This window comes from Helicobacter apodemus (assembly GCF_003097575.1).
GTDB classification, from domain to species: Bacteria; Campylobacterota; Campylobacteria; order Campylobacterales; family Helicobacteraceae; genus Helicobacter_D; species Helicobacter_D apodemus.
This window is the reverse complement of record NZ_CP021886.1, coordinates 868,800-890,088: the sequence shown is the minus strand read 5'-3', so window position 1 is coordinate 890,088 and position 21,289 is coordinate 868,800. Positions and strand designations below refer to the sequence as shown.

The following is a 21,289-nucleotide window of genomic DNA, read 5'->3' as shown; positions in this document are numbered from 1 at the left end:
CTGCAACTAAAAAGTTTAATAACAAGGTAAAGTTAGGAACTTTTATCTTTTAGCTTTGTTTTGGGGTAGAGAGAGGAATGCCATAAAGAAAATCCAATGAGTGCTATGCCAGCACCTATGTGGATTCTCTTTGCTAAAGTATGTCTTAAAAACAAAGCACTTCCAGCAGTAAGGAGCAAAGAGGTGCTCATGCCAATTTTTGCTATTTCTCTTTTTTGTTCTAGTGAATCTTTAGTTTTCATCATCATTCCTTTTGTATTTTTTGTATTTATAATAAGTGTTTTTTAGGGTAGATGCTAATATAATTCCACTAAGTGTTGTAGCTATTAATAATAAAAGACGCATTATTTTTCTTTAATTTTTATTCTTTGTAAGGCGTTAAGGAGCAAAGCTATAGTCGTTCCATTATGCATAAAAGCAGTTTGGATAGCAGAGAGTTTTCCTAAAGTGGCAAGTCCTAAAATCAGGCTATTAACTATTACGGTAATTTTAAAGTTCCTATGCACTTTATTTAAGCACATAATAGCGATTTCTCTGGCTTCTGCAACCGCTTCTATATCATCATGTAAAAGTACAACATCCGCACTTGCTTTTGCAATATCTGCACCTTTATGCATACCAATACCAGTATCTGCACGGATAAGAGCCGGGGCATCATTAATTCCATCTCCGACAAAAGCTACTTTTTTGCCCTCTTGCATAATACGTTCTAAAATCTCTGCTTTTTGGGTAGGGAGTAATTCCGCATAATAGCGGTTAATTTCTAGCTCTTGGGCTATTTGTTTGGCTTTTTGTTTAGTATCTCCTGTAAGCATAATAATTTCTTTTACACCACTTTTTTTTAAACGTTCTAGTGCTTTTTTAGAATTTTCTCTTAGCGTATCTTTGAGTAAAATTACTCCTAATAGCTGTTTGCCATAACCTATAAATAGAGGAGTTTCGCCGCTTAAGAGAATTTGCTCTATTTTTTTATTATGGGTGACAAAGGGAATTTGCTCGTCATTTTCTAAAAAATGGCGACTCCCTATCACGACACTTTTCCCATTAATTTCACTTTTAACTCCACGTGCTACTATGAAAGTTACTTCGTCGTGGTGAAAATGCGTAAATTTTTTTTCTTTAGCGGCTTTTACAACTGCTTGTGCTACAGGATGAAAATAATGCTCTTCAATACTTGCGGCAAGATTTAAGATGGTTTCTGGGCTCCATTCTTCGCAAAAGGAATAAACATCTAAAACTTCTAAATCCCCTTTTGTTAAAGTCCCTGTTTTATCAAAGATAAAAACTTCACTAAGTTGCAAGGATTCTAAGCTTTTTGCTCCTTTTATAATAATGCCCTCCTTTCCTGCACTAGAAATAGCGGATTTGAAAGTAACAGGTGTGGTAAGTTTCAAAGCACAAGAATAATCACCTTGTAAAACACTAGCGGCGCGCATTAAATCACGCGTAAAAAGATAAGAGAGGATTGCCAAACCAAAGGTGATAGGGACAAGAGAATCTGCCATTTTAGAAGCATTTAATTCTTGTGAGGATTTTTGGACTAGGGTTTCTTCAATATAACTTTTAATCCTTGCTGTAGCGGTATCTTTACCAATAGATTCTGCCCATACTTTGATTTTCCCCTCTTGAACGATGGTGCCAGATAGCACCTTATCTCCACGTGCTTTTTGTGTGGGGGTTGCCTCTCCTGTCATAGAAATTTGATTAACAAGAGCTTCCCCTTCAATGATATGCCCATCAATTAAAATTGTATCTCCTGCACCGATAACAACAATATCACCAATTTTTAGGGTATCACTTGAGACTTTTTTAGTAATAGTTTTATTGTTTTCTTTGAGTTCAATCCATACTTCACCTGATGTTGGTTTAGCCAATTCTTTAATGAGGTCATCACTTTTATACATTGTCATTTCTTCTATATATTCGCCTAATGCCAACATAAAGTTTGTAGAATTTGCAGTTTTAAAGTCTTTCAAATAAAGAGAGATAGCCACTGCTAAAGCTTCTAAAGTGCGTGAATTAATGCCGTGTGTAAAAGTTTCTGTTACACCGCTTAAAAGCAAAGGCGCACAAGCTACAAGAGAAAATCCAGTTTGTATGGTTAGATTATTCAAAAAAGGTGAAAGCACAAGAGCGGTTCCAGCACGGGTTACTTCTGCAGAGCTTGGAATCTCATCTCTTAGGGCTATGTAACTTTCTTGCTTTTTGGGATTTTTTCTTTGCGTGATATGTTTAAGTAAGGCTTGATAGATTTTCGTTTGGATTGTTTTTAAATCCCCTTGGTAGTCAATGATAATGTTATTTAAAATAGCATTAATTCTAAGAGAGGAGATATTTTCTATATTATCAAGTTCTACGCGTAGATGTAAAGGATTAATGGTTGAATCTTTTGGGTAAGCGTATTTAAACCTTGCGCGTTTTTTGGTTGAATGAATGAGGCTTAAAGTAAGTTCGTATTGTGCCAACATAGTTATTCTTGTTTATTCTTCAGAATTAACTTCAGCCTTAGCATCTTCATAACGTTCTTTTAGCTCTTCAATTCCTGCTTCAAAAATTCCACTTATTTTTGCAAAACCTTTAAAAATTGCTCTTTGTGCGTTTTCATTGGTTAAAATAAAAGTAGCCACTGCACCTATTAAAGCCCCTTTTAAAAAGTCCTTTTGTGCATTGGGATTGGTATTTCCAAAGAGACTATTTTTATTATTTTGTGTAGAGGTATTTGGATTGTTTTTTGTATAAGGATTGTTTGGGTGAGGTTGTGTATTCATTATTTTTCCTTTTGTGAAGTAAGCTTTGTATTAATTAATTGTGAGATTCCATAAACACTGGCTAATCCTAAAGCAATACAGGCAGTAGCTTCTAGAGTGTTGCGTAAAGGGTTTTTGGAAGTATTCCCTAAAGCATTAGTAGCAGCAATTCCACTAGCAGTGATAATGCCACCTTCTAATGTGGCTTTAAGTGTGCTTTTTAAAGCTTTGTTTTTGGAAGTATTTCCTTGTTTATATTGTGAAAATTCATAGATTCCACTTAGCATACCGCCAATGATTGCTCCGCTAATGGCGTGCCCTACAATAGATCGTGATGTTCCTGTGTTTATAACCATTATTTATCCTTCTTTGTGCTTTGTGTTTTTTCTAGCACTACTTGTTTTCTTTGTAGCAGTTTCTTTATTAAGAAATTTTTGCTCTAAATCACCTTTTGCATCTTTAATGCTTTTTGAGAGTTTATTATAAGCTTTTAAAGAAATTTCTTTACCTTGATGAAAGCTTTTTTGGATATTTTTAGATTCTAAAATCTTTTTTAATGTCTTTCGTTTAGTAAATAACAACGCGGCTGTTGAACCTATAGCTAATCCTGCGATAAATGGTAATGGCATTTTTACTCCTTTTCTCTATTTAAAAATTCATTTAAGATGATTGCACCAAATGCACCTAGTATTATTCCCCCAATTAAAGAATAATTGAGTTTATTAAGAAAGCCCTCTAATTCTCCTTGTGAGAGATTTCCATTTTGTAATTGTGTGATGATAGTTCCAGTCTCATCTAAAAGAGCTTTTCCTTGATGAATCTGTTCTAAGGGATTTTTATTATTTTGCCTCAAACCATAAAGAAAGTTTTGCAAAGTAGGGATATGGTGATTAAAAGAAGCTGCTTGTAATAAATAGAAAGTATCTAAAGCCCTCATATCTGTTTCTTGAGTGATTAAGGTGTTATAAAGAGTAATGCCTGTGTTTTCGTTACTTATAGCATTTTGTAAAGTTTCTTCTAAGGTATTAGGCAAAATAGTGTTAATGTAAGGGTTGGTGGGTATAGGGATATTTAGGCTAGTGAGGTGTAAATTTAGAGCGTTAATATCTTGGAGTTTAGTGCTAAAAATTTGGTTAAAAGGAAAACCAAAAGTTTTAGAGGCATTAGCATAAAAACTATAGGATTTGTATTCATTGTCTAAGGCTTGAGTCAAGTTTTCTTGTGTTGTCATTATAAGTCCTTTAGCATAGTATTAATGGTTTGTGAAATTTCCTCTAGTCTTTCTCCTTTAAGGGAGAATTCCCAAAAACTTGGTTGCAAAAGATTAAAGTCATATTCAATCGTTAAAGAACCCACGATTTTATTAAACTTTATCGCTTTAATAGCTGGAATTTTTTTAAGGCATTCTAAGAGTGATTGTGCATCAACAGAGTTTTCTTCTACAGCGTTTTTGAGTTTTGAACTTGCCCGAAGTCTAATCCTCCCTTTGCTATGATGAATAATAGAAAAGTAAGTAGCAAGTATTTCTAAATCTTTGGGAGTGATTTGGTAGTTTTTAAGAGATCTTAGATTTTGAGGTTGATTAGGAGACATTGAAACTTCTTTTCTTTTTTGGTTTTTAATCAAAGAATTGTAGTATAATACCATTAAAAAAAACTTAAATCATTAAAAATAAAATGAGAACCAAAAATAATCTTGAAATTACCTTATTTATTGCTATTTTTTAGGAGTAATATTCATAAATAAAAATAATAATAATTCTATATTTTTTACTTTCATACCCTTACAAATCTTTGCAAATCTTTAAGAATATAAACTCCATTAAAGTTTTAATTTTTGAAGCTTAAGAAATTGAATACTGCATAACCAAATACTAATTTATTAAAGTTTTATCATTAGGGTTTTTGTGTAAATTTAATGTTTGGTGTTTTTGGGAATACTTTAAAAAATTATTGTTATAATTTCGGGGTAAATTAATTGAGGAATTTAAGGAATAAACAATGAAAGAGGCTCTAAATAAACCAAAAGTTGATAAACAAGCTATAAAAAAATTTTTTGAAGTGTGTAAAGAAAATGAAGTAGAATTTATTGATTTTAGATTTACTGATATTAAGGGTATATGGCATCATTTGTCTTTTAGTGCTACTGCCATTGATGAGGAGAGTTTTGAGGGGATTGCCTTTGATGGGAGCTCTATTCCTGCTTGGCAACCTGTTGATAAATCCGACATGATTTTAATTCCTGACCCTATACGATATTTTATTGATCCTTTTACAGCTGATACTACTATGGTGGTATTTTGCGATATATGGGATATTTATAAAAATGAGCCTTATGAGAAATGTCCGCGAAGTATTGTTAAAAAAGCTATGCAACATTTAAAAGATTCTGGCATAGGGGATATTGCTTATTATGGTCCTGAAAATGAATTTTTTGTTTTTGATTCTATTAAAATGCGGGATTCTATAAATTGCCAGTATTATGAGATTGATACAGAAGAGGGGGAGTGGAATCGCTCTAAAGAATATGATGGCGTAAATTTGGGGCATCGTCCGGGACTTAAAGGGGGTTATTTTCCAGTAGCACCTGTGGATTCTATGGTAGATATAAGAGCAGAGATGGTGAAAGTTCTTAACCAAGTGGGATTAGAAACTTTTGTTGTGCATCACGAAGTAGCACAAGGACAAGGGGAGATAGGTGTGAAGTTTGGGGATATGCTTGAAGCGGCTGATAATGTGCAAAAGCTTAAATATGTTATTAAAATGGTAGCACATCTTAATGGTAAGAGTGCGACTTTTATGCCTAAGCCTCTATATAATGATAATGGTAGCGGAATGCATACACATATAAGCATTTGGAAGCAGGGAAAGAATCTCTTTGCAGGAGATGCTTATGAGGGAATGAGTGAGGAAGCTTTATATTTTTTAGGCGGAGTCTTAAAACACGCTAGAGGATTAGCGGCTTTTACTAATGCTTCTACAAATTCCTATAAACGATTAATACCCGGCTTTGAAGCTCCCTCTATTCTTACTTATTCTGCACAAAATAGAAGTGCGAGTATTAGGATTCCTTATAACAGCGGAGAGAAAGCTAAAAGGATGGAATTTCGGTTTCCTGATAGTTCTAGTAACCCTTATTTAGCGTTTGCTGCCTTATTGATGGCGGGATTAGATGGGATTAAAAATAAGATTCATCCCGGAGAGCCTATGGAAGTTAATCTTTTTGAGCTGACTTTAGATGAAGTGCGTGAACAGGGTATTAAACAGCTTCCTCATACACTAAGGCACGCTATTGAAGAAATGTTAGTTGATAGAGAATATCTAAAGGTTGATAATGTCTTTAGTGAAGCCTTTATCCAAACTTATAAGGCATATAAGTTTGAAACAGAGATTTGGCCTTGGGAGGGAAGACCTCATCCTTTTGAGTTTTTAACGACTTATAGTTGTTAATCCTAAAGCTTTCTTAGAATCTTATTAGCTTTTTAATAATGCTAAAAATATAATCTTTCATTTGGGGATTTAGTTACCATTAGAGGTTTTAATCCTCCCCTTTTTTTGTGAGATACAATTAAAGTTCTCTTAATTGTGTATTAACATTACCTAAAGATTATCCATAATTCTCATTGAGTTATCTAACATTGTGCATTGATAATGTTAATTTACCACATCTTGTAAGAAAATGTTTTCTGTAAAATAGCCTTTTATTGTATAAAAACCTACAATTCCAAATCTCACAACCCCACAATCTACAATTTCAAACCTCAAATTTTACAATTTGTAATCTATTATAAGGGGGTAGTTTTATTTTAAAGTGCAAATTTTAGAAAGTAAAGTGTTTTGAAGTGCGATAAAATGGTAATTTGTGCTTAAAAATACTTCGATTTAAAATGGAAAATTAAGTTTAGATTTTTTCACAAAATGGCTATTTTTTCACAAAACATTACAAAATCAATCACAAAATGCCCTTAAAAAAGTGGCTTAAACCTCGTATTAAACACTATTAAAAACACTCATAAAAATCATCACAAAATTGTCAGAAACTTAAGAGACATTCTCAAAGTTCGGTTTTTTTGAAATAGCCCACCACACGTCCTATAATTTTAAAGTTTGCGCCGTCTAATTCTATTGGGTCGTAGTTTTATTGTCGCTAAAAAGCTTCAATTTTGGGCGTTTTTGTAGGCGTTTGACTAAAGCTCGTCCTCAATCCTAGTTACACAAATTTCACCCTCTTTTGTCTTTCCTCTTTGTATTAAAAGGAAGCAATTTTGCGGCAGTGTAAGATACATAGAATCTCCTATACTTCTAATAATAGACAAATCTTTAAAAGAAATAAGCCCAAAATACTCACCAAAAAGTCCTTACCAAAAGTCATTACACGGCTTGTTTCTGTTTCATTATATGCACCGCTTCCTGCATTTGCTGTTATATCCTCGTAAAAGGGAATGGATACAATATCATCGTTTAAGGTTTGCAGTTGGTTTGGTGGAGTTATGGACATCACTTATGGACAAATCATCCAAGTGTGCCAAGTAATTATAACTAACGCCTAATTGTTCAGCCGCCATAATTAAAAATTCCATAGTAATTGGCACTTTATTTGTCTCATAATTATAAATCGTTTTTTCTGCTGTATCTGTAAGTTCGGTTAATTGTTTTCTAGTTAAACCTCTCTCAAGCCTTGCTTCTTTAATTCTAACACCAAAATTATGCACAGATTATCCTTACTATGTAAAAAATTACCTTTATACCTTGATAAAAAAGTAAAATTTTACTTATAGTTTCATTACTTTTAAAGAGTTTTATCATAAAAAGATAAAAAACCCAAAAGCGGTTTGGGTAGGAAGAATATCACTTTTGGAGCTTTAAAATGCGAGTTTTAAAGTATAAAAAGGTGGTTGTAAAGCTCAGAGTTTGGAAGTTAAGAATTACTTTCAAACTAGAGCCATAATCACTTTCTCCACTCCCTCGTTGGGGTGGTTAAGTGTATTATAACATAAAAGTAAAGGTGTGGCTATGAAAGATAAGAAAATGCGTAAAAAATCTACTTGTCTCATCTACAACTTCACAATTTACAATCCCCGACCTCAACCCTTAAACCTCACAAATAAGAATACAAAGACTAGCTTTATCATAATCAATGATTATGCAATAGATAATAAAGGCTTTGTTTATTGATTGTTTATTTTAAGACTTGAAGATTAGGTTAATAGAATTACTAAAGATTTTTTAAAGTTTAAATTAGAAGTCATTTTAAAGCAAAAGCATAATTTTATAAAGCCCTTTATTGTATCAATCCTGCAAAATGTTTTTTATACTTCTTGGTGTGATTTTTTATCCTTGCTCTTTATTTACCCCCTTTTACTCCTCCCTCTCCACTCCCTTACTATTCTCTTAGATTCAACAAAATAAAACCATAGAATGCCCCCCCCCCACTATAATTAACATTATTAGCTTTTAAGTAAGGAATAGGAAATTTAAAGAAATTTTGTTTCTTAGCTTTAATAAAAGCTTCCCCTAATTGATAAGAAAGTGTATTTTTTATTTTTAAAGCATCTTTATAATCTCTATAAGATTCTAAGGTAGGAAGTTTTAAACTAGGATTCTTTTTTATCTTTTCTTGGTATTCTTTTTGTTCTTGTTTATGTTTATCTTTGATATAAGATAATACATAAGGCATTCTTATATATCCCCATAGACTTTTAGAGTTTAAAATCAAAGCTTGTCCTAGTTTATAAGAGAGATGAGATTTAATGCGGGAGGAGGCTGTGCCATAGGTTAAATCAAATTGTAACGTTTGCACTTCTGTTTTTAGAGTTTTGTTGGTATTTTCTAAAATAGTAGCATTTGTGCTTTGCTTTATGAAATCAGCCATTAGTAAGGTATTTGGCATAGGCATACACATTTTTACATAAGGATGATTAAGGTAGTCTATAAAAGCATCACAACTGTATTGCTTTAATTGTATAAGGGCTTCTTTTATATCGTGTGATAATAGGCATTCTATAAGGAGTGCTATATAAAGGCTGTTTTGAGGATCTAAAGTATGTGCTTCTTGTAAGATTGTTTTTAGCTCTTTAGGGCTTTTATTAAGGGATTTAGAGAATATAAATTCACAAAATAGTGAATACGCTCTGCATAGAGGATCTAAATCTATTTTGTCTTTATTTTTATCAAAAATATTTACAATCTCTTCAGTACTAAAGAGATTCGCCCAACCCTCTGGTTCTTTAGCATTTCCTATAAGACTTGCTAGTCTTGCAAATCCTGATGTAGAATAGATAATTTTACAATGCGACATTAGTTGGATTTCAAATAAATCAATTTCAGATTTTGTAATATCTTGGGGCAATAAATCCTTTGCTAAATAAAGCTTAAATCCATAAAACTCTAAAAAATGTTTGGATAATTTCTCTAAAATTACAGGATTATCACTAAAGAGCAGGATATTTTTGTCTCTATTTTTTAAGATAATCTCATAGGCTATCTCTATAGGCATAGCTTTGTCTTTATACATACCACAAATAAATACACCCCTAGAGGCTCCATAGACAATATCGCCTAATCGGATATGAATAGCAATGGTGATTTTATCTTTAAAAGTATCTTTAAAAATAGTATCAGCTTTTAAGAGCAGGTTTTTAATAAGAGGGGTAAAGCCAATTTCTTGCCATAAGGTTTTGTATTCTTTTCTAAAATCCTCTGGAATGTTTTTGATATGTGAGCCTAGATTATAATGTACGATATAATAACCAAAGTCGTGGTAGAATGGTTTTTGTTTATAGTCTTCTATATTATCCTTTCTAGGTAGAGCATAGAGACCGTCGTAGTGACTATATACTATATTGGGTTTATGGGTGTAGGAATAGATGTCAATGAAATCCTTTTCAAAGATTTTGGATTCCTCATCAATGATTATGGCTTGATATTTATTAGAAACTGAAAAAGCATAGGAATTATTGATTCTTCTCCAGGCAAACCCAAACTTAAATCCTGTGTGTTTAGCAAGATACATCGCATTTAAAAGTGCAATCATTCTATCGCCCCATCCAGCACCTAATGCCATTAGGAATAATCCGGGATATTTTCTTATTAAAACCTCTATTTTAGGTTTTTTAGAAGTTTGTAGATGAATCTTTATATATCTTGCTTTGAGATTATAGTGATTTTCTTTAGTTTGTAATGATTCCCAAGAAATTCCATCGTAGGAAATATTAAGGAGAAAATTGGTTTCATTAATTTTTAAACAATCTATTTCATAAATAGATTGCAAATCCATAATAAAAGTATTTTTGTCAATTTCCTTGAATTCTTTGGCAATATTTTTTAAATCAATATCTTTAAATAGCACAGTAACCCTCCTTACTTGGTTTTGTAAATCTCTTTAAGGTGGCACTCATATATGTAAAATATGCTTTAGTGTAGGTGGGGGGGGGGGGGATTTAGTTGTTTGTAGTTTTAGTGGTATTTTATGTTTCATAATAGGACTCCTTTAATAAGTGCTTAGTTTGTTTGCTTTGTGGAGTGCTTTTTAAGCACGAAGAGTGTACAAACATTTGCCGAAAATGCTTTAGTATAAAGAGGGATAAAACCCACTTCTTTTAATTCTAAAAGTAACTTTTCTTTAGTTAGAAACTCTTCAATAGAATCTGGCAAATACCGATAAGCCCGATAGTTTTTAGAGATGATACCACCAATTAGGGGTAGAATGTTTTTGGTATAAAAGCCCATTAAATTCTCTAAAAAGTTTGGATTATGGCATTTAGTAAATTCTAAGATAACTAGAATTCCACCCTCTTTTAGCACCCTCATAAACTCCTCTAAGGCTTTTTTACGCTCTAGCACATTGCGGATTCCATAGGCTATAGATACAATATCAAAACTTTCATTTTCTAGTGGTAGAGCTGTCGCTTCACATTGAGTAAAGCTAATGGAGGGAAGCTTTTTTTGTGCGATTTTTAGCATTTCCGCACTAGGGTCTAAGCCCCTAATTTCTTGAAGTGTAATAGCGTTTTTTTGTGCGTTCTTTTGCCAATGTAGTATCATATCCCCCGTTCCACAAGCAATATCTGCAATATGCAAGGAATCTAAACTTTGCTTAGGGAGATTAGAAAAGGCTAAATTACACGCCTTTTTCCTCCAAGCAATATCAATCCCACAACTCATAACACGATTAGCTAAATCATAACTTTGTGCGATTTCATCAAACATTGCGATGATTTCTTGTTGTTTATCTGCCATTAGTATTCCATTGAAGCTTTAGCGGTCTGAAGCCAAGCTTGTAGGCTCTGGATTTGTGTTAAAGTAGCTTGTTGTGAAGTTCCTCCATAGGAGTTTCTAGCTTCCATTGAGGCAAATAAATCCAACGCTTTATGAGCTTGTTTTGGGATTTTTGGGTTAATCCTACAAAGCTCTTCTATGCTAAGTTCGCTTAAATCCTTGCCAAGACTCTCTGCGTAGGCTACAGCTTCACCGGTGATATGATGAGCTTCTCTAAAGGGAATATCGCAATTTGTTACTAAAAAATCCGCTAAATCTGTTGCACTTAAATGCCCCTTTTTGCACGCTTGCAACATATTATTGGTATGGATTTCCATAGTCTTTAACAAGTCATTGAGGATTCTTAAGGAGATTTCTAGGGTATCAAAGGTATCAAAAACACCTTCTTTGTCTTCTTGAGTATCTTTGTTATAAGCAAGGGGTAAGCCTTTCATAACTGCTAATAGAGCAAAAAGGTTACCAAAAACCCTCCCACTCTTTCCTCTTAAAAGTTCAGGAATATCAGGATTCTTCTTTTGGGGCATTATTGAGCTTCCAGTAGAATAAGCATCACTTAAGGTAATAAATCTAAATTCATAACTACTCCATAATACAAGCTCTTCTGCAAGTCTTGAGATATGCATAGCAATAAGGGAACAATCATACAAAAAATCTAGTGCGAAATCCCTATCACTTACGCTATCAGTGGCATTAAGTGTAGGAGCGATGAATCCTAAAGCCTTAGCGGTATAAAATCTGTCGGTATTATAAGGCGTCCCAGCTAATGCTGCTGCACCTAAGGGGCAGTAGTTGTTGCGTTTAAAAGAAGATTCTAAACGTTCAAAATCACGCACAAACATACAAATATAAGCACACATTAAAAAACCAAAATTTATCGGCTGTGCGTGTTGGAGATGCGTAAATCCGGGCAAAATAGTTTTTGTATGCTCTTGTGCGATATTTAAAAGTGTGTGGATAAGATTAAGACATAAAGATCGGAGGGTTTTATTGCAATCTAATACAAAAAGTCTAAAATCAAGGGCTACTTGGTCGTTTCTACTTCTTGCGGTATGGAGCTTTTTACCTGCTTCTCCTATGATTTGGGTGAGTCTTTTTTCTATTGCCATATGAATATCTTCATCACTAAGTGTGAATATGAATCTATCCTCTTGTATCTCTTGCTCTATTTGTTCTAAGCCTACACAAATACTTTGCATCTCATCATTAGTTAAAATTCCGCATTTATGGAGCATTTTAGCGTGGATTTTTGAGCCTAATATATCTTGCTTATAAAGTCTTTTATCAAAAGGAAGTGAAGCGTTAAACTCCTCTAATAGCTGTGAAGTTTCTTTATGAAACCTTCCTCCCCATAGTTTATTACTTTTTATATTTTGCATTTAAAAAGGTTTAAGGATAACTAAAATAGTGATGATAATAAGGGCAATACTAGGGAATTCATTAAGGATTCTAAAGAATCTTCCTGTATGCATATCCCTATCTTCCCTTAGGGCTATCATATAGCGGTATAAATTAAAATGGTAAGCCACTAATAGCACAACAATAAGGATTTTAGCGTGTAACCAACCACTTCCTTTTAAGAGTGTAGGCTCTAAAGCTATCATTGCAAGACCGGAGAGTAGTGTGCAAATCATTGCAGGATAACCAATAAAGTTAAAAAGTTTTTTTTGCTGAATCTTGACTACATCACAAAAGCCTTTATTGCCTTTATGTTCTGTATGATAAACAAAAAGACGGGGGAGATAAAAAAGCATTACCATCCAAGAGACAAAAGAAAAAATATGAAAAATTTTGATATATAAATATAGCATTAAAATCTCCTTAATTAAAAGCTAAAATTGTAGCAAAAAATAAAGGGATTAACCACTTTATTAACTAATTTTATTATAATTCTAAAATTAGATTGAAGATTTGGGAGAAATTGATGAATATTCCTACTTTAGAAGAGGCATTGAAGTTTGATAAAGGGGCAATCCAAGCATTAAAGAAAACTTTGAGAGAAAAAATACAGGCAAGCAATCTAAATGCTTATATTGGCGAGATTGAAGATTATCAAGAGGATTTTTTGCCTATTGCTATTAAAGATAATATTAATGTAAAAGGATGGAATATCACTTGTGCTAGTAATATCTTGCAAGGTTATATTGCTCCTTATAATGCTAGTGTAGTAGAAAATCTTTTGAAGCATAAATTTGCCCCTTTTGGACGCACAAATATGGATGAATTTGCTATGGGTAGCACCAGTGCTAGTAGTTTTTATGGCAAAACCCTTAATCCTAACAATCCTAACAAAACACCCGGTGGAAGCAGTGGAGGGAGTGCCGCTGCAGTAGCTGGAGGGATTGCTCTTGCAGCTTTAGGCAGTGATACCGGGGGGAGTATTAGGCAACCTGCTAGTTTTTGCGGTTGTGTTGGATTAAAGCCTACCTATGGGAGAGTTAGCCGATATGGGCTGATTGCTTATAGTTCTAGCCTAGATCAAATAGGACCTATTACCCAAAATGTAAAAGATAGTGCGATTTTATTTGATTGTATTGCGGGATATGATAGATTAGATTCAACTTCTGTTAATAAAGAGTCTAGTAAAACTTACCAAAAACTTAATCCTAATAGGAAAATGTCTATTGCCATCATACCCTCTTTGCTAAAAGATGCTGATGTAAATGTGCAAGATGCTTACCAAAAGAGTATTGATATTTTAAGCAAAAACGGGCATAAAATTGTAGAAAAAGCAATGATTGATACAAGTTATATGCTCTCTGCTTATTATGTGATTTGCACTGCTGAAGCAAGCTCTAATCTTGCAAGATTTGATGGAGTGCGGTATGGTAATAGGGCTAAAGAAGTGCAAAATTTAAAAGACTTGTATATAAAAACGCGCTCTAATGGTTTTGGGGATGAGGTGAAACGAAGAATCTTATTGGGTTCTTTTGTGTTAAGTAGTGGATATTACGATGCGTATTATATTAAAGCACAAAAGGCAAGGACACTTATTACAAGGGAATACCAAGCTATTTTACAAGATTGTGATGTGATACTCTCTCCTGTTGCTCCTAGTGTAGCTTTTGGATTTGAGGATTGCAAGACCCCTTTACAAATGTACTTAGAGGATATTTATACCATTGGTGTTAATTTAGCGGGATTGCCTGCTATCTCGCTTCCTGTATCTAAAGATGAGGGATTACCTATTGGGATGCAGTTTATAAGTTCTGCCTTTAAAGAGCAGGAATTATTAGATTTGGCATTAAATTTAGAAAATTCATTAAAATAGGAGCAAAAAATGAGAATCCGAGCTAAGGCTTTAACTTTTGAAGATGTTTTATTAGTTCCTGCATATTCTGAAGTCTTACCTAAAGAAGTTTCTTTGCAATCACAATTAAGCCGAAATATCACTTTAAATGCTCCTTTAATCTCTGCAGCTATGGATACGGTTACAGAATATAGGACAGCTATTGCAATGGCAAGGCTTGGAGGCATTGGGATTATCCATAAAAATATGGATATAAGCTCACAAGTTGCTCAAATTAAAAAGGTTAAAAAAAGTGAAAGTGGAGTGATTATAGACCCAATTTTTATTAGCCCTGAAGCGACTTTAATGGAAGCAAGGGCTATTACGGATAATTATAAAATTTCCGGTGTTCCAGTGGTAGATGATAATGGGGGTTTAATTGGGATATTGACTAATCGTGATATGCGTTTTGAATCAGATTTAAAACGTCTTGTTAAAGAAGTAATGACTAAAGCCCCTCTTATTACCGCACAAGTAGGGACTAGTTTAGAAGAAGCAAGAAATATTATGAATAAGCATAAAATTGAAAAATTACCTATTGTGAATGAAAAAGGAACTTTAAAAGGATTAATTACGATTAAAGATATACAAAAACGTATTGAATATCCTTATGCGAATAAGGATGATTTTGGACGCTTAAGGGTTGGGGCTGCTATTGGCGTATATCAATATGATAGGGCTAAAGCATTAGTAGAAGCAGGTGTTGATATTTTGGTTTTAGATTCAGCACACGGGCATAGCAAGGGAATTTTAGAGACTATTAAAGAGATTAAAAAATATCTTAATATTGATATTGTTGCAGGTAATGTCGCTACAAGTGAAGGTGCAGAGGCATTAATTGGAGCAGGTGTAGATGGGGTAAAAGTAGGGATTGGTCCAGGAAGTATTTGCACAACGCGTATTGTAGCGGGTGTAGGTGTCCCACAAATTACTGCTATTGCCGATGTTGCAAAGGCTTGCCATAAGGTAGGGATACCCTTAATTGCCGATGGGGGGATTAAGTATTCTGGCGATATTGCTAAAGCTCTTGCAGCAGGTGCTAGTAGTGTAATGATAGGGAGTATGTTAGCAGGAACAGAGGAATCACCGGGTGAGACTATCATTTATCAAGGCAGGCAATACAAAAGCTATCGAGGAATGGGAAGCTTGGGTGCTATGAATAAGGGGAGTGCAGATAGATACTTTCAAGAAGGAATGGCACAAGAGAAATTTGTCCCTGAAGGGATTGAGGGAAGAGTCCCTTATAGGGGTAAAATCGCAGATGTAATCCACCAAATGGTTGGTGGTTTGCGTTCATCAATGGGATATTTAGGAGCTAAAGATATTACTACACTTTGGGAGAGAGCAGAATTTGTAGAGATTACACAAAGTGGATTAAGAGAATCGCATGTTCATGATGTCTTAATTACAAAGGAAGCCCCAAATTATCACATTAACCATTAAAATGGAATCTTGACAAAAAGTTGTGAAAACATTATAATTTTGCTTCGTGTCGGGGCGTGGCGCAGTCTGGTTAGCGCACTTGGTTTGGGACCAAGGGGTCGAAGGTTCGAATCCTTTCGCCCCGACCATTTTGGTGGGCGTAGCTCAGTTGGTTAGAGCATCAGATTGTGGTCCTGAGGGTCGTGGGTTCGATTCCCATCGCCCACCCCATCATTTCTTCTTATCTTATCAAATCCGCTTATAAAACAAAAGTTGTAGTTTATTCTTTTAGATGTGCTGGTATTCAAATAACCTTTTTGTTATCTGCTAATTGGTGATGATATTGCGTATATTAACTTTGGCAAAATAGCAAATAAAATAAACCTTGAGAGATTGCAAGATAAGGGTTTAGTGTAACATAACACTTGGAATGTAAAATGTAGAATATCTCTTAAATGCGAATTTATAAGCTTTTCATTGCCTTTTTAAATTTTACTAAAACCTATTTTGCAATTTTATAATCTTATTTTTTATCCCCACGATGAATGTTGATTTTGTTGGTAGTTTTATTATTCATAAATGCCTTTTAGCAATAGGATATTTTAGAATCATTACTTTGGTTATAATTAAAGTAAATCTTAAGTTTATTGGAATATTTTTAGTATGCTGTATAGACTTTGTTTGGGTGTCAATGCAATCTTTGCAATAAGGACTTTAAAAGCGTTAAAGGTGCTTTTTAATCTATTTTGATTGCAAATGCAGAATTAATAGAGATTCTTGGTTTTTGTGCTTTTTATGTCCCATTGTTGATAGTTTGCTCCATCATATATCCGTTAAAATCATTCTAGGTTCTTTTTTAAAAGGCTATTCATTCAATGCCTTCCTTAAGAATCTTAGTAGCATACACTTATTATAGCCTTATCCTAGTTTTCTTAATTGCTTGTTCGGAATCGGAATTGTCCTTTTTTAAAAACCATCTTAAAGCCTCCGATGCTATAAAGCCATCGATTTTCAATCGTGTTTTTCATAAAAGCTGCTATCTCCCCACCAATATTTTTATGATAAATAATGCCTACTCCATCGGTATGCCCTATCGAACAAACTGTCCCTCGATGATGGAATTTAAAGGGTTTATTGAAAGGGAGGTTTTCTAGTTTTGCGATTAAAAGCTTGGCTAAATAATCTCCCATTTGTGCAGAAAGCTGTGCTGTTGGTGCGTGAATAGCATCTTTACTTGTAGCTAAGGCACAATCTCCTACTACATAAATATTAGGAAAAGCTTCACATTGTAAATTAGCATTAACAGGGATTCTACCTTTTTTATTAGGAATTTCTGAATTTTCAACAATATCATTGCCTTTAACACCAGCACTCCAAATGATAATATTCCCTTGAATTTCTAAAGATTGCCCATTTTGTTTAAGCAATACTTTATTTTCTTGAATCTCTTCAATAGTTCCATTAGAAATTAAATTAACTCCTATTTGTTTTAGTTTGTTTTCTGCACATAGGGTGAGTGTCTCATTAAAAACAGGTAAGATATGTGGGGATCTCCCTATGCAAGTTACTTTGGGTATTTTTCTATCAATACCGCAAATAAGACATAGTTCATCAAGTTGTGTAGCAAGTTCTGCGGCAAATTCTATCCCCGTAAATCCTGTCCCACATACTATGGTATGCAAGTCTAAAGGGTTTTTGGTATGCACAAATTCCTTGAAGTTGTTTTCAATATTTTGAGTAAGCTTTAAAGAGGCGTTAAGAGAGGATAATTTGTGGGTATAAGAATCAACACCTTTTATCCCAAAATTATCGGGTTTAAACCCCAAACCAATAACTAAATAATCATAGTGATATTCTCCACCATTACCTATGACCTTGTTTTCTTTAGGGCAGAGCTTGGTAATCTTGTCTTTAATGAAGCAGATTTTATTGAGATTGAGGATTTTACGATAGTAGATTCTTGCTTTTCTTGAGCTTAAAGTCCCTACCGCTACTTTATGCAACAGGGTAGTTTGGTAATGATAGTCGTGCTTGTTAATTAAAGTAATTTTTGCCTTGCTTTTGAGTTGTCTTTGCATCCCAAGTGCCACTTTTAATCCACCATATCCTCCCCCGATAATTAGGATATTTTGTTTATAAACCTCCATAGATTATTTCTCCTAAATGTATGAATTTATAAGGTGAATTTTTATTTTACTTATTTTTTGTAAAGTTGTGCTGAAATAATATTTAATAATGGGATTTACTCCTTTGATTTTGTTATAATGGTAGCCTAATTTAATCTTTTAGGAGTGTTGGTGCAAAGTTTTAGACGTTCTATTTTAGTAGTTTTAGTGTTTGCTTTAATGTATTGTTTGGTGGTTTTTCCTGAATTAGCAAAGATATTAGCAGGAGTGGCTATTTTACTTATTGGAATGATGAATCTTAGTGCAGGTTTTAAGGTTTTTAGTGGAGGGTTATTAGAAAAGATTTTGACAAAATCCACAGATACACGTTTTAAAAGTATCGCTTTTGGGGTTATAACCACAGTTTTAATGCAATCTTCTACGCTTGTATCCATAATTTCTATCTCTTTTCTTTCTGCTGGATTAATTACTCTAGCACAAGGAATTGGGATTGTATTTGGTGCAAATTTAGGGAATAGTGCCGGTTCTTGGTTGATTGTTGGATTAACAAATATTAATATTTCTACTTTAGCAATACCCTTAATTGTTAGTGGGACATTACTAGGTTTTCAAAAAGATAATATTTTAAAAGGTGTAGGTTCGATTTTTATGGGGATTGGCTTTTTCTTTTTGGGTGTTGATTATATTAAAAATGGATTTGAATCTTATAAAGAAATTATGGATTTATCACAATTTAATTTTGTAGGCTTTAAAGGAGTTTTGATTTTTGTTGCTTTAGGGGCATTAACTACGGGGATTGTTCAATCAAGCCACGCAACTTTAGCCATTATTATCTCTGCCCTTGTTAGCGGACAGATTGGTTATGAAAATGCTCTTGCGGCAACTTTGGGGACAAGTGTTGGAGGTGTAGTTACTGCAGTAATTGCTAGTTTAAGCACTAATATTGAGGGCAAAAAACTTGCTTTAGCTAATTGTATTTTTAATTTTACTATTGCACTACTTGTTATTGTATTTTTTCCTTATTTTCTGCATCTAGTGGATATTACTGCTAGTATTATTGGAATCTCTCAAGAGAATTTACCTTTAAAAACCGCTTTATTTCATACCTTGTTTAATCTTGTAGCCGTTATATTTATTTCTTTGTTTATTGCCCAAATTGTTTTATTTTTAGATAAAGTTGTTAAAGCTCCAAAAGATAGAGAGATGGATGCGCCTTTATATTTAAATAAAAATATTATTGAATATCCTAATACTGCTATTGAAGCTTTGCAAAAAGAAAGTATGCATTTATATAATAATGCTTATGCAATGATCGCCCATACCATAGGTTTTAATCGCAGTGACATTCGAGGAAAAGTAAGTTTTGATGAGATTATTGCGAGTAAAAAATGGTTTAGCGGGGATGTCGATTTAGATTATCTTTATAAACGCAAGATAAAGGTGCTTTTTGATGCAATTATGGAATTTTCTACAAAAGCTCAAAGTTATATAGAAGATGATGATAAAAATAATAGAATTTTTTCTTTTAAACTTGCTTCAAGAGATATTGTAGAAGCTACTAAAAATCTTAAAATTATCCAAACAAATATGAAAGCTTATGCAAGTTCGTCTAATGAATATTTAGCTAATGAGTATAATATAATGCGAAAAGATTTGGGAGAGCTTTTAAGAAGTATTGAAGAATTGAAGCTAATGAAAGATGAAAACGTGCGTTTGATACTTATGCAACTAAAAGCCGCTAAAGAACTCTTAAAAGAAAAGGATTACAATGCTTTGCGTAAGGTTGAGAATTTGATTGCAAATAATAAAATTAGTGTTACTAATGGAACTTCTATTTTAAATGATAGTGCTTTTATCATTCAAATCGCTACTCAGCTTATTGAAGCTGTAGAGATAATTTTTACTAAAGAGGAATGGCTAGAGGATAAACAGAGCAATGAGAAATTAACTTAAAAGAGATTAAGATTTCTTTTGTTTGTAGATATAAATTAGGATTCCAAATCCTACAAGGACAAGAAGAGAAAGTATGATAAAATGGAGATATTGTTTAAGGAGTTCTTCATTTTGTCCTAAGAAGTAACCAAGTGTTGTTAGGATAATTACCCAAATCCCTGCCCCTAATGAAGTATAAAAGCAAAATAAAGGCAGATTCATCTTTCCAACCCCAGCAGGTAAAGAGATATATTGACGCACCACAGGGATAAGTCTGCCACTAAAAGTTGAAATGTTGCCGTGTTTGGTAAAAAATGCTTCCATTTTTTTCATCGTAGATTCTTGAAAAAAGAAATATTTTCCATATTTAATAAGAATCTCTCTCCCAAAATATAATGCGAGAAAATAATTAATTAAAGCCCCACTAAGAGAACCTAAGATACCAAAAAAAATAGCTAAGAAAAAATTTATTTCTCCTTTATGGGCTAAATATCCCGCAGGTATCATAACAATTTCACTAGGAAAAGGAATAAAGCTACTTTCTAAAAGCATCATAACAAATATCCCAAAATAACCTAAATCTCCAACACTTTCAAGAATAAAATCAATTATAGTTTGCAAAAAAAGCCTTGTTTAAGATTTATAAATAATACAATTATAACCAAATACAAGTTATAATGATAAAGAAAAAGATTTTTAGAGGAAGCGAATATGGCAAAGGATTCTTGTCCTGCTTGTGATTGTCCAAATGGTGTTCCATTATGGCTTGGGACCTATGGGGATATGGTTACTTTAATTCTTACATTTTTTATCCTTTTGCTTTCTATGGCAACCTTTGATACCCTTAAAGTTTCAGAGGCAATAGGTTCTCTAGAAGGGTCTTTATCTGTTTTAGAAAAAGGTTCTTTAACACAAATTAATCCTCCAGCATCTATTCAAGCAACGCCTATAGAAACAGAGGTAGAGATGGATAATGTTGTAAATATTTTTGCAAGTTTAGTCGCGGATTATAATGAAGTAAATAAAATAGCTAGTGGTCCTGCTGTCGAGCTTGAGGAATCTGAAAGAGGGGTTATTATTCGTATTCCTGAATCTTTGCTTTTTGAGAGTGGCAGTGCAATATTGAGTAATACAGGTGGTATTGCCTTTTTAAAGCGATTATCTTTAGAGCTTGCAAAAATGCCCGATGGAGTGCTTATAAAAGCAATAGGTCATACAGATAATACGCCTATTCAACCTAATTTAGAGTTTAAGGATAATTTAGATCTTTCTATTGCAAGGGGTGTCAATGTTGCAAATTTAATCATACAACAAGGGGTGCTTCCAAAACGTATAATAGGTGGAGGGGAAGGGGAATTTTCACCCATTGCTAGTAATGAAATACCAACACTTAAGGCTAAAAACAGACGAGTGGATTTATATCTTTATAGTATAGGTGAGGATTTATCCGCTGCTATGGAATCAGTTAGTAAAATAACTCCATAAAAGGTTTATAGTGGA

At 33.5% G+C, this 21,289-nt stretch carries 20 protein-coding genes and 2 tRNA genes; 8 read left to right on the top strand and 14 right to left on the bottom strand.

The features are described from left to right. Positions 1 to 32: 32 nt before the first annotated feature. From CDV25_RS04270 to CDV25_RS04240, 7 genes are all read right to left on the bottom strand, one after another. Positions 33 to 242: a hypothetical protein gene (locus CDV25_RS04270; RefSeq protein WP_238700728.1), complete on the bottom strand. Its 210-nt coding sequence runs from the start codon at positions 240 to 242 to the stop codon at positions 33 to 35. Positions 243 to 344: 102 nt separating this feature from the next. Further along, positions 345 to 2,468: a heavy metal translocating P-type ATPase gene (locus CDV25_RS04265; protein ID WP_108910913.1), complete on the bottom strand. Its 2,124-nt coding sequence runs from the start codon at positions 2,466 to 2,468 to the stop codon at positions 345 to 347. Positions 2,469 to 2,480: 12 nt separating this feature from the next. Next, positions 2,481 to 2,768: a hypothetical protein gene (locus tag CDV25_RS04260; protein ID WP_034552766.1), complete on the bottom strand. Its 288-nt coding sequence runs from the start codon at positions 2,766 to 2,768 to the stop codon at positions 2,481 to 2,483. Continuing rightward, positions 2,768 to 3,103: a magnetosome protein MamC family protein gene (locus CDV25_RS04255; protein WP_108910912.1), complete on the bottom strand. Its 336-nt coding sequence runs from the start codon at positions 3,101 to 3,103 to the stop codon at positions 2,768 to 2,770. Before CDV25_RS04255 ends, CDV25_RS04260 begins: the two co-directional genes overlap by 1 nt. A 3-nt stretch (positions 3,104 to 3,106) precedes the next feature. Further along, positions 3,107 to 3,376 carry a hypothetical protein gene (locus CDV25_RS04250; protein WP_108910911.1) on the bottom strand — a complete coding sequence of 90 codons (270 nt, stop codon included), beginning with the start codon at positions 3,374 to 3,376 and terminating at the stop codon, positions 3,107 to 3,109. 2 nt (positions 3,377 to 3,378) lie between these two features. Continuing rightward, the gene (locus tag CDV25_RS04245) at positions 3,379 to 3,978 is read right to left on the bottom strand and encodes a ferritin family protein (protein ID WP_108910910.1); all 600 of its coding nucleotides are present in this window, start codon (positions 3,976 to 3,978) and stop codon (positions 3,379 to 3,381) included. Further along, positions 3,978 to 4,340, bottom strand: coding sequence for an HMA2 domain-containing protein (locus CDV25_RS04240; RefSeq protein WP_108910909.1), 363 nt, complete (start codon positions 4,338 to 4,340; stop codon positions 3,978 to 3,980). Before CDV25_RS04240 ends, CDV25_RS04245 begins: the two co-directional genes overlap by 1 nt. A gap of 407 nt (positions 4,341 to 4,747) precedes the next feature. Here CDV25_RS04240 and glnA point away from each other — a divergent pair, with 407 nt between their 5' ends. Next, complete coding sequence (glnA, locus tag CDV25_RS04235) at positions 4,748 to 6,196, top strand: type I glutamate--ammonia ligase (protein WP_108910908.1); 1,449 nt, start codon at positions 4,748 to 4,750, stop codon at positions 6,194 to 6,196. 1,004 nt (positions 6,197 to 7,200) lie between these two features. Here the strand turns inward: glnA and CDV25_RS04230 are convergent. Further along, positions 7,201 to 7,458: a helix-turn-helix domain-containing protein gene (locus tag CDV25_RS04230; protein ID WP_108910907.1), complete on the bottom strand. Its 258-nt coding sequence runs from the start codon at positions 7,456 to 7,458 to the stop codon at positions 7,201 to 7,203. A gap of 301 nt (positions 7,459 to 7,759) precedes the next feature. On the opposite strand from CDV25_RS04230, the gene CDV25_RS10130 reads away from it, so the two are divergent. After that, positions 7,760 to 7,921, top strand: a complete 162-nt coding sequence (locus CDV25_RS10130) for a hypothetical protein (protein ID WP_162550428.1) — start codon at positions 7,760 to 7,762, stop codon at positions 7,919 to 7,921. A gap of 208 nt (positions 7,922 to 8,129) precedes the next feature. Here the strand turns inward: CDV25_RS10130 and CDV25_RS10510 are convergent, their stop codons facing one another. The 4 genes from CDV25_RS10510 to hemJ form a co-directional block, all read right to left on the bottom strand. Continuing rightward, positions 8,130 to 10,094 (bottom strand): DUF8374 domain-containing protein, encoded by a 1,965-nt coding sequence (locus CDV25_RS10510; RefSeq protein WP_239056420.1) that lies wholly within the window; start codon positions 10,092 to 10,094, stop codon positions 8,130 to 8,132. A 152-nt stretch (positions 10,095 to 10,246) separates the two neighbouring features. Then, a complete protein-coding gene (gene ubiE, locus CDV25_RS04220; RefSeq protein WP_108910906.1) occupies positions 10,247 to 10,984 on the bottom strand; it encodes a bifunctional demethylmenaquinone methyltransferase/2-methoxy-6-polyprenyl-1,4-benzoquinol methylase UbiE in 738 nt (245 codons plus the stop codon). Then, a complete protein-coding gene (gene argH, locus CDV25_RS04215; protein WP_204161862.1) occupies positions 10,984 to 12,399 on the bottom strand; it encodes an argininosuccinate lyase in 1,416 nt (471 codons plus the stop codon). The genes ubiE and argH overlap by 1 nt, the downstream gene beginning before the upstream one ends. Beyond that, on the bottom strand, positions 12,400 to 12,831 hold the full coding sequence (gene hemJ / locus CDV25_RS04210) for a protoporphyrinogen oxidase HemJ (RefSeq protein ID WP_108910905.1): 432 nt from the start codon (positions 12,829 to 12,831) through the stop codon (positions 12,400 to 12,402). 119 nt (positions 12,832 to 12,950) lie between these two features. Between hemJ and gatA the strand changes: the two genes are divergently transcribed. The 4 genes from gatA (at position 12,951) to CDV25_RS04190 (ending at position 15,962) form a co-directional block, all read left to right on the top strand. Further along, complete coding sequence (gene gatA, locus CDV25_RS04205; protein WP_239056436.1) at positions 12,951 to 14,291, top strand: Asp-tRNA(Asn)/Glu-tRNA(Gln) amidotransferase subunit GatA; 1,341 nt, start codon at positions 12,951 to 12,953, stop codon at positions 14,289 to 14,291. 9 nt (positions 14,292 to 14,300) lie between these two features. Then, positions 14,301 to 15,752: an IMP dehydrogenase gene (guaB, locus tag CDV25_RS04200; protein WP_108910903.1), complete on the top strand. Its 1,452-nt coding sequence runs from the start codon at positions 14,301 to 14,303 to the stop codon at positions 15,750 to 15,752. A gap of 50 nt (positions 15,753 to 15,802) precedes the next feature. Then, positions 15,803 to 15,880 (top strand) — tRNA-Pro (locus CDV25_RS04195). A gap of 5 nt (positions 15,881 to 15,885) precedes the next feature. Beyond that, positions 15,886 to 15,962: transfer RNA gene (locus tag CDV25_RS04190), tRNA-His, on the top strand. 701 nt (positions 15,963 to 16,663) lie between these two features. Here CDV25_RS04190 and CDV25_RS04185 read toward each other — a convergent pair. Continuing rightward, positions 16,664 to 17,878, bottom strand: coding sequence for an NAD(P)/FAD-dependent oxidoreductase (locus tag CDV25_RS04185; protein ID WP_108910902.1), 1,215 nt, complete (start codon positions 17,876 to 17,878; stop codon positions 16,664 to 16,666). A gap of 198 nt (positions 17,879 to 18,076) precedes the next feature. On the opposite strand from CDV25_RS04185, the gene CDV25_RS04180 reads away from it, so the two are divergent. Further along, positions 18,077 to 19,810: a Na/Pi cotransporter family protein gene (locus tag CDV25_RS04180; RefSeq protein WP_204161876.1), complete on the top strand. Its 1,734-nt coding sequence runs from the start codon at positions 18,077 to 18,079 to the stop codon at positions 19,808 to 19,810. Positions 19,811 to 19,816: 6 nt separating this feature from the next. Here CDV25_RS04180 and CDV25_RS04175 read toward each other — a convergent pair whose 3' ends face one another. After that, complete coding sequence (locus CDV25_RS04175; RefSeq protein ID WP_108910900.1) at positions 19,817 to 20,410, bottom strand: DedA family protein; 594 nt, start codon at positions 20,408 to 20,410, stop codon at positions 19,817 to 19,819. A 90-nt stretch (positions 20,411 to 20,500) separates the two neighbouring features. Here CDV25_RS04175 and CDV25_RS04170 point away from each other — a divergent pair, with 90 nt between their 5' ends. Then, the gene (locus CDV25_RS04170) at positions 20,501 to 21,274 is read left to right on the top strand and encodes an OmpA/MotB family protein (RefSeq protein WP_034553377.1); all 774 of its coding nucleotides are present in this window, start codon (positions 20,501 to 20,503) and stop codon (positions 21,272 to 21,274) included. Positions 21,275 to 21,289: the final 15 nt, after the last annotated feature.